The following is a 13,730-nucleotide window of genomic DNA, read 5'->3' on the forward strand; positions in this document are numbered from 1 at the left end:
ACGGCGAGGACGGAGCACGCTCCGAGCCCGACCCGGGCATGGTCGCGCCGGACGCGGCGTCGGCCGTAACACGGCCCACGGCCGGCGGCCGGTGGGCGACCACCCGGCGGCCAACTCGCAGCGCACAGCCCACAACTGACGACCCGCCGTCCCCGTGTGGCGATCCGGCTCATCGCGGAGGCGACCATCCCCGGGAGCCGCAGCCATGACCGAGAACCACCTGGACGGCCGCCAGTTGCGGCACCGCACCCCGCAGGAACGGGCCGCGCTCGGCAAGGCAGCACGGGCCACCGTCCCGCGCTCCAGCCACGCCGAGTTTGCGCCGGGACCGAAGCGACCGGACCCGCTGGAGATCATCGAGAAGCAGTCGGCGACACGGCTGCCCGAGCTCGTACCGGTCCGCTACGGACGGATGTCCGAGTCACCGTTCCGCTTCTACCGGGGAGCCGCCGCCATCATGGCGTCCGATCTCGCGGAGACACCGAGGACGGGCTTTCGTACCCAACTGTGCGGCGACGCCCACATGTTGAACTTCCGGCTGCTGGCCTCACCCGAGCGCCGCCTCATGTTCGACATCAACGACTTCGACGAGACCCTGCCGGGGCCCTGGGAGTGGGACGTCAAACGCCTGGCCGCCAGTCTCGTCATCGCCGGCCGGGCGAACGGCTTCAGCACCAAGGAGCGGGCCGCGATCGTACGGGCCACCGTGCGGTCGTACCGCGAGAACATGCGTGCCTTCGCCGGCCTCGGCAACCTGGCCGTCTGGTACGCCCAGTTCGACGAGAAGTGGGTGGAGGAGCGGTTCGGGGACGACGTCTCCCACAGGGGCCGCGACCGCTGGACGAAGGCCTTGGCCAAGGCGCGTTCGCACGACACCCTGCAGGTCTTCGACAAACTCACCGTCGTCGTCGACGGCAAGCGCCGTATCGCCCCCGACCCGCCGCTCATCACCCGCCTCGAGGACCTGCTGCCGGACAACCGGCGCGGCCCGCTCGAGCAGCAGATCACGCGGTTGATAGAGCGCTACGGCAAGACCCTGACGTCGGATCGGCGGTACCTGCTGGAGCAGTACCGGGTGGCCGACATGGCGCGCAAGGTCGTAGGGGTCGGGAGTGTCGGCACCCGCTGCTGGATCGTGCTCCTGCTGGGGCGGGACGACGAGGACCCGCTGTTCCTCCAGGCGAAGGAGGCCGACGAGTCGGTGCTGGGGCAGCACGTCGGAGCCACCACGTACCCGACCCAGGGCGAGCGGGTGGTGTCCGGGCAGCGGCTGATGCAGGCCACCAGCGACATCTTCCTGGGCTGGGAGCGGGTCGAGGGACTCGACGGCCGGCGCCGGGACTTCTACGTACGGCAGCTGCGTGACTGGAAGTGGGTCGCCGTGGCCGAGGACATGGTGCCGCGGGGCATGCGGACCTTCGGCGCGCTGTGCGGGGTGACGCTGGCCCGCGCCCACGCCAGGTCCGGCGACCGCGTCGCCATCGCCGCGTACCTGGGCGGCGGCGACTCCTTCGACCGGGCCCTGGTGACGTTCGCCGAGGCCTACGCCGACCAGAACGAACGGGACCACCAGGCGCTCGTCGACGCCATCGGCACCGGAAAACTCCCCGCGGAGGCCGCCTGAGCAGACGCCCGGCCCGGCTCACCCGTCACGGGTGATCACCGGTGCCGGATCCCTCCGCACGCTTGTGGAAGAGGCGCTGAGTGCGACCTCTCGCCAAGGAAGTGAGGAATCGACCATGGCCACCACCACGACGCACCGCCGCTCGGAAACCGCCGAGGCGACCGCCGGCGGACTGACGGTGTTCGCCGCCGTCCTGCTGTTCATCGCCGGTGTCCTGGACCTCTTCCGGGGCATCATGGCCATCGCCAACGACGACGTGTACGTGAACACCCCCAACTACGTCTTCAAGTTCGACCTGACCAGCTGGGGCTGGATCCAACTGGTCCTCGGAGTGATCGCCATGTGCGTGAGCGCCGGCCTGTTCACCCGTGCCACCTGGGCCCGGGTCGCCGGAGTCGGCATCGCGGGACTGGCGATCATCGGCAACTTCCTGTCGCTCCCGTACTACCCCTTCTGGTCACTCACCCTGATCGCGATGTACGGCTTCGTCATCTGGGGCCTGTGCGTCGTGCGCCGGGAGCGCTGAGCGACGTAGGAGCTCCTACTGCCCGTAAGAGTCGCCACGCGATGGTGGTGACACCGCCGCACCTCGTCGTGCGGCGCCGAACCCGGGAGGACCCATCGCCGAAGCGACCTCGGAGAGCGGCTCCGGCCCCGCGGCGGGGAGTCAGCCGTCGGAAGCCGACCTGCTGAGAACCATGCTCGGCCGGCCGGAGTACCGCAGGGCCCTGGTGTTCTGCGGCCTGATCGGTGTCCCGGTCGCGCTGATCGCCTTCTGGTTCCTCGTGGCGGTCCAGCAGCTGGAGCAGCTGATCTGGACGGACTGGCCCAAGGGCCTGGGCTGGGAGCGGGCCCCCTGGTGGTGGGCGCTTCCCCTGCTCACCCTCGCCGGTCTCGTGATCGGCGTGGTGGTCGCCCGGTTTCCGGGGCGGGGCGGACACGTGCCCGCGGGCGGCCTGCATTCGGGCGGCGTCACGAGAAGGGCCCTGCCGGGCGTCGTGCTCGCCGCCATGGCCGGTCTGCCGCTCGGCGCCGTACTGGGACCCGAGGCACCGCTGATCGCGATGGGCGGCGGACTGGCGCTGCTCTTCGCTCGCCTGGCCCGGGCTCCGGAGACCGAGGCGAGCACCGCGCTGCTGGGCGCGGCCGGAGCGGCGGCCGCCGTCTCCGCGCTCTTCGGGAACCCGATCGTGGGCGCGGTGCTGCTGATGGAGGTGGCCGGGGTGGGCGGCCCGCAGCTGTTCGCGGTGATGCTGCCGGCCCTGCTGGCCAGCGGCGTCGGGGACCTGATCTTCACCGGGTTCGTCCACTGGACCGGCTTCGAGACGGGGAGCCTGGACATCGGCCTGCCCACGCCGCCGCCGCTCGACTGGGCGGACGTGCTGTGGGTGCCGGTGCTGGCGCCCGCCCTCGCCCTGTTCGTCCACTGGGCCTTCGTGGGCGGTCGCTTCGCGGCACGCTTCGTGGCGGTCCGGACGGTACGGAACACCGCCCTGTGCGCGCTGGCCGCGGCGGTCTGCATCACGCTCTACGCCGTCGCCACGGGGCGCTCGCCCGCCGAGGCGGCCCTGTCGGGCGAGTCCACCCTCTCCGATCTGGCGCGGGACCCGCACGCCTGGCCGGTGGGGGCCCTGATCGCGGTGCTGGCCTTCAAGGGACTGGCGTACGCGGTGTGTCTGGGCAGTCTGCGCGGTGGCCCCGTCTTCCCCGCCCTGTTCCTGGGCGGAGCGGCCGGTGTGCTGCTGGCGCCGCTGCCCGGTCTGGGCCTGGTCCCGGCGATGGCGATCGGGATGGCGGCCTCGGTGACCGCGGCCCTGCGGCTGCCCGTGAGCAGCGTCGTCCTGGTCGTGCTCCTGCTGGGCAACGTGGACACGGTCGCCCTGGTGGTGCTGGCCGCGGTCGTGTCCTTCGTGCTCGTCCAGCGGCTGCCACAGGGGCCGGACGTCCCGGCGGTCGCTGAGCGACCGGCCGACCGGACACCTGATCGGGCGGCTCACCGAGCGGACCCCGTCGGTGCTCCTCGCAAAGGCGGGTCACCCCGGGGGCGGGCCCGCCGGTCCGGGTGAGCCCAGACGGCGGACCGCCCAGGGTTCACGGGCGATGACGGCACCGGCCGTCAGACACAGGGTGATGACCACGCAGAGCGTGATGAGCCAGGACAGCAGGGTGAAGACGGCGCCGAGGGAGCCGTACTTCTCCAGGCTGTGGTTGAGGGCCCGGGGCACGTACAGCGACGCGGTGGAGGTGAGGACGGCCAGGGCCGTCCCGGTCAACAGCGCGCCCGGCAGCAGCGGCCGCCAGGGCACGCGTGCGACCAGCAGCAGGTGCTGTGTCCACCACCAGATGCCGACCTCCGCGATCAGCAGCAGGGGCACGCCGAGCCACAGGCCGAGGCCGAACCCGTCGCGCAGGCTCCCCTGGATCGCGAACATGCCCAGCCAGGTCGCGAGCCAGGCGACCCAGCGCCAGGCCGCGACCCGCGCGCTCGCCTTGGGCAGGCTCCAGGCGCGTTGGCACAGCCGTTGCATGGCGCGGCTGCACGCGGTGGCGGACAGGAGCACCATCAGCCCGCCGACCACGCCGGTGGTCTGCCGCAGCTCGTCGGAGGGCTGGCCGGTGCCCTGGAGAACCTTGTGCAGCTCGTCGTTCGCGCTTCCGGTCAGCCCGAAGGCGTCGTGCAGGGAGGCGACGAACTGGTCGCGCAGCCACTGCGGGGCGAGGGAGGCCACCACGAACAGCAGGGGCACGGCCGTGAGGAAGGTCTGGGCGGCCAGCCGGGTCGCCGAGTCGAACACGTTCACCGAGATCAGGTGCGTCAGCAGCCGCGTGATCACGGGGAACCGTTCCTCGGCCCGGGTGCGCAGTTCCATCAGCCGGGCCCCGGCCGAGGCGGCGCGCCGCCGAAGCGCCGCCCGCCGGGACGGACGGCCCGGCCGCTCGTCTCCGGTCCCTGTCCCTGGCTGCATGCCGCCAGAGTGCCGCGCCTGCGTGCGCATGGCCCCGGCAGGTGTACGACACAGGGCCGAATGGGTCAACATTCCCGCGCGAACAGGTGCGAGGAGGCCACGGGGCCGGACGAGCCTTCGGTACGGCCCGCCCTCGCCGCCGCCCGTTTGTGGGGTGTCGGCACGGCGGTGAGACTGGAGGCATGACCGGGAGCCGCGATGGTGCTTGACCTGGTGGTCATCGGCCTCGCGATCACCGTGTTCCCCCTGTCGGTGACCGCGTTCGTCCTGGTGCTGTCGGCGCATCGTGGGGTCCGGAACGGCCTGGTCTTCATCCTCGCCTGGCTTGCCTGCTTCGTGGCCGTCCTGGCCGCCGTCCTGCTCACCACCGGCGGCAAACCACCGGCACCGCGCTCCCCGCCCTCCACCGCCTCGTCCGCCGTCAAGCTGGCCATCGGGGTGGGACTCCTCGGATACGGCTGGTACCGGCACCGGTCCCGGCGCAGGAACCGCGAGCGCCCGCGCGCTCCGGCCGGCCGACGGCACAAGTCCTCCGGCGGCCTGATGGGGCGCCTCGACCGCATCTCCCTGTGGACCGCGGCGGGGCTGGCTCCGCTGCTCCAGCCGTGGGGGCTGGTGGCGGCCGGCGCGGCGACGGTGGTCAGCGCCGACCTGTCCCACGCGTCCTCCTACCTGGCCCTGTTCGGATACTGCCTCCTCGCCACGAGCAGCCTGCTGGCGATGGAGGTCTACACGACGTTCGCCCCGGACTCGGCCAGGGTCCGCCTGGGCACACTCCGCACATGGATCGAGACCCACCAGGAGCAGGCCCTGGTCGCGGTGGCGCTGGTGGCGGGACTGTTCCTGGTGAGCAGGAGCATCCCCCAGCTGACGTCCTGAGGGTGCCACGCCTGATCTGGCATTTCCGGCCCGGTCCCGGTCAAAGGAGTCCGGGCGCCCTGGATGCCGGTGTCATCTCACATCCTCGCTCCGCCGGTCATCGTGTCCACCCCTTCGTCTCCTTGGCCTGCGGACTCATCTGCTGGAGGCGACTGAAGAAGCACCGGTCGTGATCGTGTCACGAGCTTTTCGCTACAACTCACACCACTTCCCCGGAGGGTCGGCCGCCCACGTCTGCGTGAAGTCGTGCACCAGCTCCCACGCCCGATCGGTATCCAGGACAAAGTTGCCCGTGAACACAGCGAGTTCGTCCATGATCGGGACTTCGACCTCGGAACCCGGGGGGACGGTGCCGTCTCCTACGAGCAGAGACATCCGGTCGATGTCACTCATCAGGTGAACGACCGCGTGACTGGCTCGGAAGGCCAGGGACAGCACCGGGAACTCCCTGTCCGGCGACCGAACCTCGAGGTACCCCTGGCCACAGGAACGCAGGTCGTTGAAGTGAACGGACAGATCCTTCACCTCTGAACGTCTCTCAACCAGATGGAACATGCCAGACTCCAGCGACGTCGCCGCCCACATCACGCTCATCCAGCCCCTCTTCCCCACGCAAGTCGTCGCCCACCATCCCGAGCCACGCTCCCACGCTCCACCACGACAGGACTGCTGGGGCTGGGCTGCATGATCGTGTTACGAGCTATTAGCACTGGGGGAAGCCGTGGCCAAGAGGCAGTCATCGTCCAAACAATGTTCGCGCTGGCGTAATCCAGCTGCAGGTTGTCCTTCTTGCCACAGTCGGCGCAGCGACCGGCGCCGTTTCGGGCTTCGTTCACCCCGTCAGTTGATCCCGTAACAACAACCCTTGGCTGGGCTCCCGGCCCCGAGGGTTTGCGCGGGAAGACACCGGACAGGTGATTACGCATGCTTGGGCTCATCAACCTCGCGAACGACCGGCCCGACGGCCCCTCGTGGTCCCCCTACCTCGCTATCGGGCTGTTCCTCGCGGCCGCGATCTTCGTAGGCGTCATGTATGCCAAGCGCCGTCGATGAACCAGGAGGGCCGACATGCAAGTTGTCGTGGGCTTCCTGATCGCTCTTTTCGGGCTCGTCACCGGATTCATGGGCCCGCGCATGGCGACTACGCTTGCCGGCCGGTCCAATGGGCGGTTCGGAGCGTCCAATGCGCTTGCCTTCCGCCTGATGGGGACAGTCCTGGCCGTCCTGGGGTTGCTCTATGCGACGGGGGTGGTGGGCTGAGACTCCCGATGGCATCCGCTGACGCACGCGTGCCGTCAAGCGAGTGCGATTTCGCGGTACGACCACTGAAGCGGTGTCTCAGCCGTTCCGCTGCAGCGGCGCTACGTCGGCCTACGGGTCTGTACGAGATGGGCGCTCGCTACTGGCCAGGCTAGCCAGAGCCTCCACGACCACCGCTGCCGTCGCCGCATCGAGTCCGACGACCCCACCGGCCGCAGACCAAGCCGCGGCCGCAGCCACAAGGTCATCCTCTGTGGCGGAGACCAGGACATCGCACAACGTGTCCGACACGGTCAGCACGAACGGGCTGTCGACGTCCTCAGAGGTCAGCAGCTGTCCCACCCTCGGGCGCTGGCTTGCCTCTTCATAACCGCAGCCGGACATCACAGCCTCGACCTGGGCGATGGCAACGACCGGATCGATGTCCTTGAGGAAGATCACGTCCAGCCCTGCACGGACTGGCATCCGCCGCTGACGATCAAGGCTCACGGGCCTGACCAGAGCTTCACACAATCTGAGGGTCAAATTTCGGAGACTGCCAGAGGGTCACTTTTCGCGAAGCGTTGACAACGGCGAGCTTTGGACGCGTTGAGCGGTGTAGGTGACCGTCAGGCGCGGGTCGGCGACTTGGCCGCCGAGCTCGTCGACGAGTGCACCGAGGCGAGTGAGGAACTCTTCCCGGTCGGGCGCGGAGAGTTCCGCGATGTTCGGGAACGTGGACCACTGATCCCGTGCGGTCTGCGCGGTCAGGATCTGCTCCCATTCGACGATCTCGACGGAGACGTTGTCGAAGTAGCCGCCCGTGGTCAACTGGCTGCGCCACCGGTCGGTGTCGAGGACGTGCGAGCGGCTGTTCCGGTAGCCGGTCCCGCCAGGCAGCAGGTCGTGGTAGACCTCGTCGAGCCGGTCGCGGAAGAGCGTCGGCCGCTTGACGTCGCCGAAGTCGTTCCACCACGCCGCCAGCCAGCCGCCCGGACGCACCAACCGGGCGATCTTCGCGGTCGACGTGGCCGGGTCGAGCCAATGCAGCGCTGTCGCCGCCACCGCGAGGTCGAACCCGCCTGGCAGGTCTACAGCCTCGAAGTCACTGACGAGGACCTCCAGCCGGTCACACGCGTGATCGGCGACGAGGATCGCGGCCAGGCTTTCGCCGGGCTCGACCGCTATCACGTGCGCGCCGGCCGCCAGCAGCGGCTCGGTGGCCAGGCCCGTACCGGCACCGATCTCGAGCACCCGCGCACCGGGCCGCAGCCCGCAGCGCTCTGCCAACAGGTCGAAGACCGCGTCCGGGTACCGTGGTCTGCCTCGTTTATAGGTCAGCGCATCAGCGTTGAACGACATCCGGCGAGCTGCGCGCGTTATGTCAGCCATCATCGATCGCTCGGCGGTGACAGCATCCTGAGCAGCTTCGGTGTCGAGGTCAGATTCTTGATCGTCCACTTTGGCAGTCTGCCAGCTACGCCTTACGGGGCCACGGGATTTTCCCCCTGAATCCCATGCGCAGCTGGGAGCCACAGGTGGTCGCGACACCTCGTGACCATGTTCTTGATCACGACGGCAGGAATAGCAGTGAACGACCGGGCCGGTGAATGATCGGGTCTCTTTGTCGACCGGTTGACTGAACGGCTTCACCGCCGAACCGTTCCGCCCCTTCACCCGATGGGCGCCGCTGCCCGCCGGTGCCACGTCCGGGAGCAGCACGGGCGGGATGAGCGGCGCGGACGGGGCCGGACAGCGAGCGCCGCAATGACGTCGTTTTCGGGAACGGCCGGACGATGGGCTGTGGTGGACACAGCGCGCATCCGATGCTCAGGGGCACCGCACTGTCGCCAGAGATGTCCCTGTACCTGATCGCGTCGGTGGTGGAGGACCTCAGACGATGCGCGAGTACGACCTGATCAACGCCCACCGGCGCACAAGCAGCCACAACGACGGCGAGGGCGGCCACTGCGTCGAGGTCGCCGACGGGGCGTGGGTGTCGTCCGCGTCCGGGACAGCAAGACTCCGGACGGCCCCGTCCTGCTGTTGTCCCCGCTCGCATGGCACATGTTCGTGCGGACAGCGAGGCAGTCCCGCTGAGGGACGAACCTCGCTGCCCGCACCGGCGTCCTATCGGACGGTGCCCAGGTCAGCAGAACTGGGCGGTCCATCCGGCGAACCTCTTGAAGGCAGCCACGGAGTTGGGACCGAAGATCCCGTCGATGGAGTCGGTGTAGTTCCACTGGGACTTGAGGTAGCGCTGCAGGGCCCTGTTGGTGTTGGGACCGGGGTCTCCGTCGATGTTCCCTGTGTACCCGTGGTACGTCGCGAGGAAGCGCTGCATCGCCTTCCAGCTGTTGGTGCCCAGCTGGCCGTCGAGCGGGCCGGGGTAGCTCCAGTAGTCCATCAGCCAGCACTGGACCCACCTGGCTTCCGTGGTGTTCAGACCGTGGTTGTCCACCGCGAGCGGGCTGACTTCCTTGGTGCTGACCGCCGGCTTCGTGGCCACGCCGGTTGTCGCGAAGCTGCTGCTCGCTCCCGCCAGGCTCCCGACGAGGATCCCGGCCACGGCGGTGGCGCTGACGAAGGTGCGTGTCAAAGCCCTCATGAAATTCCCCCTTCTCAGTTTTCCGACTGGAGTGAACGTCAGTCCGTACAGGCTTCGGAGCACGAGCGGGCGAACCTCTTCATGGCGGCCTGGGCAGCGGGCCCCCAGACGCCGTCGATCGCGCCGGCGTAGCCGTGCTCCGCCCTCAGAAAGAGCTGCAACGACCGAACGATTCCGCTTCCGAAGATGCCGTCGATCGGGCCGGTGTACCCCCACTCGGCCTGGAGGAAGCGCTGCAACGCCTTCCAGGTCTCGGTGTTGAACTGGCCGTCGATCGGGCCGGGAAAGTCCCAGTGGTCCATCAGCCAGCACTGCAGCCACCGGACTTCCGTCTGGGTCAGTCCGAGGTCCACCGCGAGGGGACTGACGGCGCGAGTGCTGACCGCCGGCTTCGTGGCCACCTCGGTCGCTGCGAAGCCACTTCCCGCACTCGCCAGGCTCCCGGCGAGGATCCCGACGGCTGCGGTGGCGCCGACAAGCGTTCTCGTCAACGTCCGCATTCGTCTCCCCTTCCTCAGTTCTCCGACTGGCGCGAACTCATGTTCCCCACTCTCTGCTGCCGCTGTCATGCTCCAACGAACCTGCTGACACAACGCAGGTCGGAGCCGACGCACGTAGGGGGAACGGGATGCTCCGCTTTCATTTCACGCCCGAAGACCTGATCAGGCTCAGAGTGGCCGACCGTCCCCATCTGCTCTGGGAGATCGTCGCCAGCCTGCACCGATTACAGACCCGTGAGGGACGCTGGGCCTATGCCGGTTGGCATCGGACCGCCGTATCCGCGCTCCGCGACACCGGCCTGGACCGCGCGGTGAGAAACGTGCTGCTGCCACTTTTCCCCCGAGCCCGCTATTTCCCGGACTTCCTCACTCCGCTCGAGGGAAAAGAAGGACTCGATTCTGGACTCGACGCCATCCTCGCGACTCCTCGCGCACGGGTGGCGAAGGAGATCTCTCGGCTGGAGCAGACGGTCGGCGCCCCGGCGTGGACCCGCGGACTCGCCGACGGGGAGACGCGCGGCAGGGTCACCCGCGTACTGCGCGCGTACTACGACACCGTGATCGCCCCGCACGAGGAAACCCTCCACGAGCGCCTGCACACCGAGCGTGCGAATCGTGCCGGTGCCTTCCTCCGCAGAGGGAGCGAGGACGTGCTCCGGACCCTGACGCCGACGGTCCGCTGGCGTCATCCCGTACTGGAGATCGCCCCCTACCCGAACCACCGCGACGTCTACCTGAACGGCCGCGGACTGCTCCTCGTCCCCTCCTACTTCTGCTGGTCGACCCCGGTCACACTGGCCGACCCGCAGCTGCCTCCCGTACTGCTGTACCCCCTCCACCACCCCCGAGCTCTGCCTCCACCCACCGGCAGGAACTCCCTGCACGCCCTCCTCGGCACCACCCGCGCCGCCGTCCTCCGTGCCGCCGCCACCGGCGTCACCACCGGTGAGGCCGCCCGCCGTTCCGGCGTCACCCCCACCACGGCCAGCCACCACACCACCGTGCTGCGCGACGCCGGCCTCATCGCAAGCCACCGCCACGCCAACACCGTCCTGCACACCCTCACCCCCCTCGGCGCCGCCCTCCTGAAACAGCACGCGAAGCACGCCGGTACGCTCACCGAGCCTCCTACGGGGTAAGTCCGGTGAGAGTCCGGCGCTGACCCGCAACTCGCGGGCGGGCCGGGGCTCGCATGACGGATGTCTTCGGGACCCGCGTCACTCGGAACACCCTGCTGAGACTGATCGCCTCGCTCCCGGATCCGCGCCCAATGCCCCTCGCCGCGTGGTCGGTGTGGACAAAGAAAGCCCAGCGCAAAGAAAGGTCATCACCACCGCGGCCAACGGGCCGCCTTCCGGTCTCACGTAAAAGAAGGGCTGCTCAACCGGCGGCATCCTGAAGTGGTCGAGAGATCCGCTCGTCCGATGGCGAAGCGCTGGTTCTGGGCGCCTCGGTCGCAGCCAGCGGTGCGGTAATTGCCGTTGTCCTGCGGGTAGAGGCGGCGGCCCGTGCCGACCACGGCTGGTCAGCGGGACGCGGTCGCTCGCCCGCAGTCCTACGAGTCGGGTACCTGAAGCAGATCCACAGAGAAGCGCAGCGCGGTTCAGGATCCGTCGTGCAGGACCAGGATGGCGACGTCGTCGGTGCGCTGCCCGGCTGTGTCGGCCTTGCTGAGCAGGTCGTCGATGAGCAGATCCAGGTTCTGCTCGTCGGCTTGGGCGAGGTGGTGCGCGAGGCGGGTGAAGGAGTCGTCGAGATCGACTCCGGGTGTTTCGACGAGGCCGTCGGTGTACAGGACGAGCATCAGGCCTGGAGTCAGTGGGATCTCGGTCAGGGGGAAGTCGGCGTCGGGATCGATTCCCAGGAGTGGTCCTGGTGGGACGACTGCGGGTCGGGTGACACGGTCGGGCAACCGCAAAAGGGGTGGCGGGTGGCCTGCGCTGGCCAGGCACACGCGTCGGCGGGTGAAGTCGAAGTGGGCGTAGAGGCAGCTGGTGAAGAGCTCGGGGGCCAGGTCGGTGAGGAGCTCGTTGGTCCGGGCGAGGACCTGGTCGGGGGGCGTACCGAGAGTCGCATGGGCGTAGACAGCGGTGCGGACCTGCCCCATCAGGGCGGCGGCGGCGACGTTGTGTCCCTGGACGTCGCCGATGACGGCCGCGGCCGCGGTGTCACCGAGGCGGATCAGGTCGTAGAAGTCTCCGCCGATGTCCATGCCCTGGGTGGCGGGCAGGTAGCGGGCGGCTACCCGCAATCCGTCGACCTGGGGAAGGACGCGCGGCAGCAGGGCCTGCTGAAGGCCGTGGGCGAGCTCGTGTTTGGCGTCGTAGAGGCGGGCGCGGTCCAGAGCCTGTGCGATCAGCCTGGCGAGCGACGTCAGGACGGCGCGTTCCTCGGCCGGGAACAGGTGCGGCTGGTCGTAGGACAGGACGCAGCAGCCCACGGGCCTGCCGGAGATGATCAGGGGCAGGAACGCCCATGCCTGTCTCCCGCTGACCTGTCGAGCTTCCGGGTACATGCGGTGCATCTCCTCCGGGGCGGCGAAGAACGCGGGGATGCCGCTGGCCAGGGCCTGCCCGGCCGGGGTGAAGTCGGTGCCGAGAGGCAGTGCGTCGAGGCGCTCGATGATGCGGGGGTCGTAGCCGCGCTGGCCGGTGATCCGCAGTCGGCCGGCCTCGGCGGTGGACACGACCAGGCCTTGTGCGCCGAAGGCGGGCATGATCTGGTCGGCGATCAGGGCAATGACGTCCTGGACTCCGACGACTTCGGTCAGACCCGCGGCCAGGTGAGTGAGTTGGTACAGCTGGCCCGCGCCGGCCGGTGTGACCGTCCTTGTGGAGCGCTCGGGCGCCGGGGACGGCAGGGCCTGGGCGCCGCTGGGAACGATCCGGACGCTGATGCCGCTGGCGTCAGGGAAAAGATGAAAGTCCAGCCACTGATCCGGTGGACGGCACGCCGTGAATGAGACGGGCTCGCGACTGATCACCGCAGCTCGGTAACGGTCCTCGTAGGTGGGATCGTCCAGCCAGCGCAACGACTGCCACGGCAGGGTGCCCAGCAGCCGGCCGGCCTCGCAGCCCAGCAGGTCACAGGCTCCGGAACTGAGGTAGGTGAACTGACCCTCGAGGTTCAGCGCGCAGCTTCCGCCGGGCAGACGCTCCGCGAAGTCGGCCGCGGCCGTCGCCGGGGCCCCGGGCCGGCGCTCGACGGGAACGACACGGGGCGGGCCGTCGCCGGAGAGGGATTTTCCGTGCGCGACGGCTTCCTCCAGTAGCCGGGCCAGACGCCGGCAACTCGCCGTGATGTGGCCTCGCTCCCGTCCGGTCATGTACGGCGGCCGAGTGGCCGGCCACATGAGCAGCAGTGCTCCCCAACGCCGGGCGCCGGTCACTGGGGCGGCGAGCAGGGCCAGCGGGTAGGGAAGCACCACCGCGGTGCGCGGATAGGCGCGGACCATCTCTTCCTGGCTGCCCACCCATACCAAACGGTCTTCACGCACCGCGACGGCCACCGGCGCTGGAGCGGCCATCGGTGTCCTGGCCCATGGTGCGGCGAATTCGGCCGGAGCCCCGCACAGCACATCCAGACGCAGCAGCCGTTCATCCGGTGTGAGCAGGTACAGAGCGCCGATGGACGCGCCGGTTCGGCGCACCGTCTCCGCGAACACGGCATCCAGATCGTCGTCGCCGACGGCGGCCAGATCACCCGCGCTGCTCACGAAGCACCTCCAGCACCCCGGGAGAATTCAGGAACGGCCAGCCGGTCCGGTGGGCCCCCGGATGTGCATCGCCCGTGCCGAGCTTGCCCTTAATAAGACGCTACGCTCCAGAAAAGCCCTAGGCCCAGCAGGTGCCCAAGCGGACCTCGATTCAACTGCGGGGGAGGGGCCCGCCGAGCCGCAAGCATCCAGTCCAACT

15 protein-coding genes are annotated in these 13,730 nt (G+C 69.2%); 8 read left to right on the top strand and 7 right to left on the bottom strand.

The genetic code is table 11. From position 1 onward, the window contains the following. The first annotated feature begins 205 nt into the window (after window positions 1-205). The 3 genes from AC2XR2_RS43665 (at window position 206) to AC2XR2_RS43675 (ending at window position 3,690) form a co-directional block, all read left to right on the top strand. A complete protein-coding gene (locus AC2XR2_RS43665) occupies window positions 206-1,624 on the top strand; it encodes a DUF2252 domain-containing protein (protein WP_491518273.1) in 1,419 nt (472 codons plus the stop codon). A 115-nt stretch (window positions 1,625-1,739) separates the two neighbouring features. Further along, window positions 1,740-2,150 (top strand): DUF7144 family membrane protein, encoded by a 411-nt coding sequence (locus AC2XR2_RS43670; protein ID WP_491518274.1) that lies wholly within the window; start codon window positions 1,740-1,742, stop codon window positions 2,148-2,150. 172 nt (window positions 2,151-2,322) lie between these two features. Next, window positions 2,323-3,690 (top strand): chloride channel protein, encoded by a 1,368-nt coding sequence (locus tag AC2XR2_RS43675; protein ID WP_491518275.1) that lies wholly within the window; start codon window positions 2,323-2,325, stop codon window positions 3,688-3,690. On the opposite strand, the gene AC2XR2_RS43680 is transcribed toward AC2XR2_RS43675, so the two are convergent. Further along, window positions 3,658-4,494 carry a YhjD/YihY/BrkB family envelope integrity protein gene (locus AC2XR2_RS43680; protein ID WP_491518607.1) on the bottom strand — a complete coding sequence of 279 codons (837 nt, stop codon included), beginning with the start codon at window positions 4,492-4,494 and terminating at the stop codon, window positions 3,658-3,660. The genes AC2XR2_RS43675 and AC2XR2_RS43680 overlap by 33 nt on opposite strands. A 294-nt stretch (window positions 4,495-4,788) precedes the next feature. On the opposite strand from AC2XR2_RS43680, the gene AC2XR2_RS43685 reads away from it, so the two are divergent. Further along, window positions 4,789-5,469, top strand: a complete 681-nt coding sequence (locus AC2XR2_RS43685; RefSeq protein ID WP_491518276.1) for a GAP family protein — start codon at window positions 4,789-4,791, stop codon at window positions 5,467-5,469. A gap of 192 nt (window positions 5,470-5,661) precedes the next feature. Here AC2XR2_RS43685 and AC2XR2_RS43690 read toward each other — a convergent pair whose 3' ends face one another. Continuing rightward, window positions 5,662-6,063, bottom strand: coding sequence for a hypothetical protein (locus AC2XR2_RS43690; protein ID WP_491518277.1), 402 nt, complete (start codon window positions 6,061-6,063; stop codon window positions 5,662-5,664). A gap of 330 nt (window positions 6,064-6,393) precedes the next feature. Between AC2XR2_RS43690 and AC2XR2_RS43695 the strand changes: the two genes are divergently transcribed. Together AC2XR2_RS43695 and AC2XR2_RS43700 are read left to right on the top strand one after the other, a co-directional pair. Further along, window positions 6,394-6,522 carry a hypothetical protein gene (locus tag AC2XR2_RS43695; RefSeq protein ID WP_391191945.1) on the top strand — a complete coding sequence of 43 codons (129 nt, stop codon included), beginning with the start codon at window positions 6,394-6,396 and terminating at the stop codon, window positions 6,520-6,522. A gap of 15 nt (window positions 6,523-6,537) precedes the next feature. Beyond that, window positions 6,538-6,729 (top strand): hypothetical protein, encoded by a 192-nt coding sequence (locus AC2XR2_RS43700; protein WP_491518278.1) that lies wholly within the window; start codon window positions 6,538-6,540, stop codon window positions 6,727-6,729. Between the two features lie 111 nt (window positions 6,730-6,840). Here AC2XR2_RS43700 and AC2XR2_RS43705 read toward each other — a convergent pair whose 3' ends face one another. Beyond that, a complete protein-coding gene (locus AC2XR2_RS43705) occupies window positions 6,841-7,170 on the bottom strand; it encodes a hypothetical protein (RefSeq protein WP_491518279.1) in 330 nt (109 codons plus the stop codon). A 105-nt stretch (window positions 7,171-7,275) separates the two neighbouring features. Continuing rightward, on the bottom strand, window positions 7,276-8,169 hold the full coding sequence (locus AC2XR2_RS43710; protein ID WP_491518280.1) for a class I SAM-dependent methyltransferase: 894 nt from the start codon (window positions 8,167-8,169) through the stop codon (window positions 7,276-7,278). 531 nt (window positions 8,170-8,700) lie between these two features. On the opposite strand from AC2XR2_RS43710, the gene AC2XR2_RS43715 reads away from it, so the two are divergent. After that, window positions 8,701-8,808 carry a DUF397 domain-containing protein gene (locus AC2XR2_RS43715; protein ID WP_491518281.1) on the top strand — a complete coding sequence of 36 codons (108 nt, stop codon included), beginning with the start codon at window positions 8,701-8,703 and terminating at the stop codon, window positions 8,806-8,808. A 49-nt stretch (window positions 8,809-8,857) separates the two neighbouring features. Here the strand turns inward: AC2XR2_RS43715 and AC2XR2_RS43720 are convergent, their stop codons facing one another. After that, a complete protein-coding gene (locus AC2XR2_RS43720) occupies window positions 8,858-9,316 on the bottom strand; it encodes a peptidoglycan-binding domain-containing protein (RefSeq protein WP_330262105.1) in 459 nt (152 codons plus the stop codon). 38 nt (window positions 9,317-9,354) lie between these two features. After that, on the bottom strand, window positions 9,355-9,816 hold the full coding sequence (locus AC2XR2_RS43725) for a peptidoglycan-binding domain-containing protein (protein ID WP_491518282.1): 462 nt from the start codon (window positions 9,814-9,816) through the stop codon (window positions 9,355-9,357). 128 nt (window positions 9,817-9,944) lie between these two features. Here AC2XR2_RS43725 and AC2XR2_RS43730 point away from each other — a divergent pair, with 128 nt between their 5' ends. Then, a complete protein-coding gene (locus AC2XR2_RS43730) occupies window positions 9,945-10,955 on the top strand; it encodes an ArsR/SmtB family transcription factor (protein WP_491518283.1) in 1,011 nt (336 codons plus the stop codon). Window positions 10,956-11,419: 464 nt separating this feature from the next. Here the strand turns inward: AC2XR2_RS43730 and AC2XR2_RS43735 are convergent, their stop codons facing one another. After that, entirely contained in the window at window positions 11,420-13,531 is a 2,112-nt protein-coding gene (locus AC2XR2_RS43735) for a SpoIIE family protein phosphatase (RefSeq protein ID WP_491518284.1), read from the bottom strand. Window positions 13,532-13,730: the final 199 nt, after the last annotated feature.

It is taken from the genome of Streptomyces sp. LS-MS-L19 (assembly GCF_058382285.1).

What these genes read in the sequence shown, in the direction of transcription:
- AC2XR2_RS43700 (WP_491518278.1), top strand. Translation starts at nt 6,538, where the DNA reads ATGCAAGTTGTCGTGGGCTTCCTGATCGCTCTTTTCGGGCTCGTCACC.
- AC2XR2_RS43725 (WP_491518282.1), bottom strand. Translation starts at nt 9,816, where the DNA reads ATGCGGACGTTGACGAGAACGCTTGTCGGCGCCACCGCAGCCGTCGGG.
- AC2XR2_RS43720 (WP_330262105.1), bottom strand. Translation starts at nt 9,316, where the DNA reads ATGAGGGCTTTGACACGCACCTTCGTCAGCGCCACCGCCGTGGCCGGG.
- AC2XR2_RS43665 (WP_491518273.1), top strand. Translation starts at nt 206, where the DNA reads ATGACCGAGAACCACCTGGACGGCCGCCAGTTGCGGCACCGCACCCCG.
- AC2XR2_RS43685 (WP_491518276.1), top strand. Translation starts at nt 4,789, where the DNA reads ATGGTGCTTGACCTGGTGGTCATCGGCCTCGCGATCACCGTGTTCCCC.
- AC2XR2_RS43680 (WP_491518607.1), bottom strand. Translation starts at nt 4,494, where the DNA reads ATGGAACTGCGCACCCGGGCCGAGGAACGGTTCCCCGTGATCACGCGG.
- AC2XR2_RS43695 (WP_391191945.1), top strand. Translation starts at nt 6,394, where the DNA reads ATGCTTGGGCTCATCAACCTCGCGAACGACCGGCCCGACGGCCCCTCG.
- AC2XR2_RS43675 (WP_491518275.1), top strand. Translation starts at nt 2,323, where the DNA reads ATGCTCGGCCGGCCGGAGTACCGCAGGGCCCTGGTGTTCTGCGGCCTG.
- AC2XR2_RS43690 (WP_491518277.1), bottom strand. Translation starts at nt 6,063, where the DNA reads ATGAGCGTGATGTGGGCGGCGACGTCGCTGGAGTCTGGCATGTTCCAT.
- AC2XR2_RS43670 (WP_491518274.1), top strand. Translation starts at nt 1,740, where the DNA reads ATGGCCACCACCACGACGCACCGCCGCTCGGAAACCGCCGAGGCGACC.
- AC2XR2_RS43730 (WP_491518283.1), top strand. Translation starts at nt 9,945, where the DNA reads ATGCTCCGCTTTCATTTCACGCCCGAAGACCTGATCAGGCTCAGAGTG.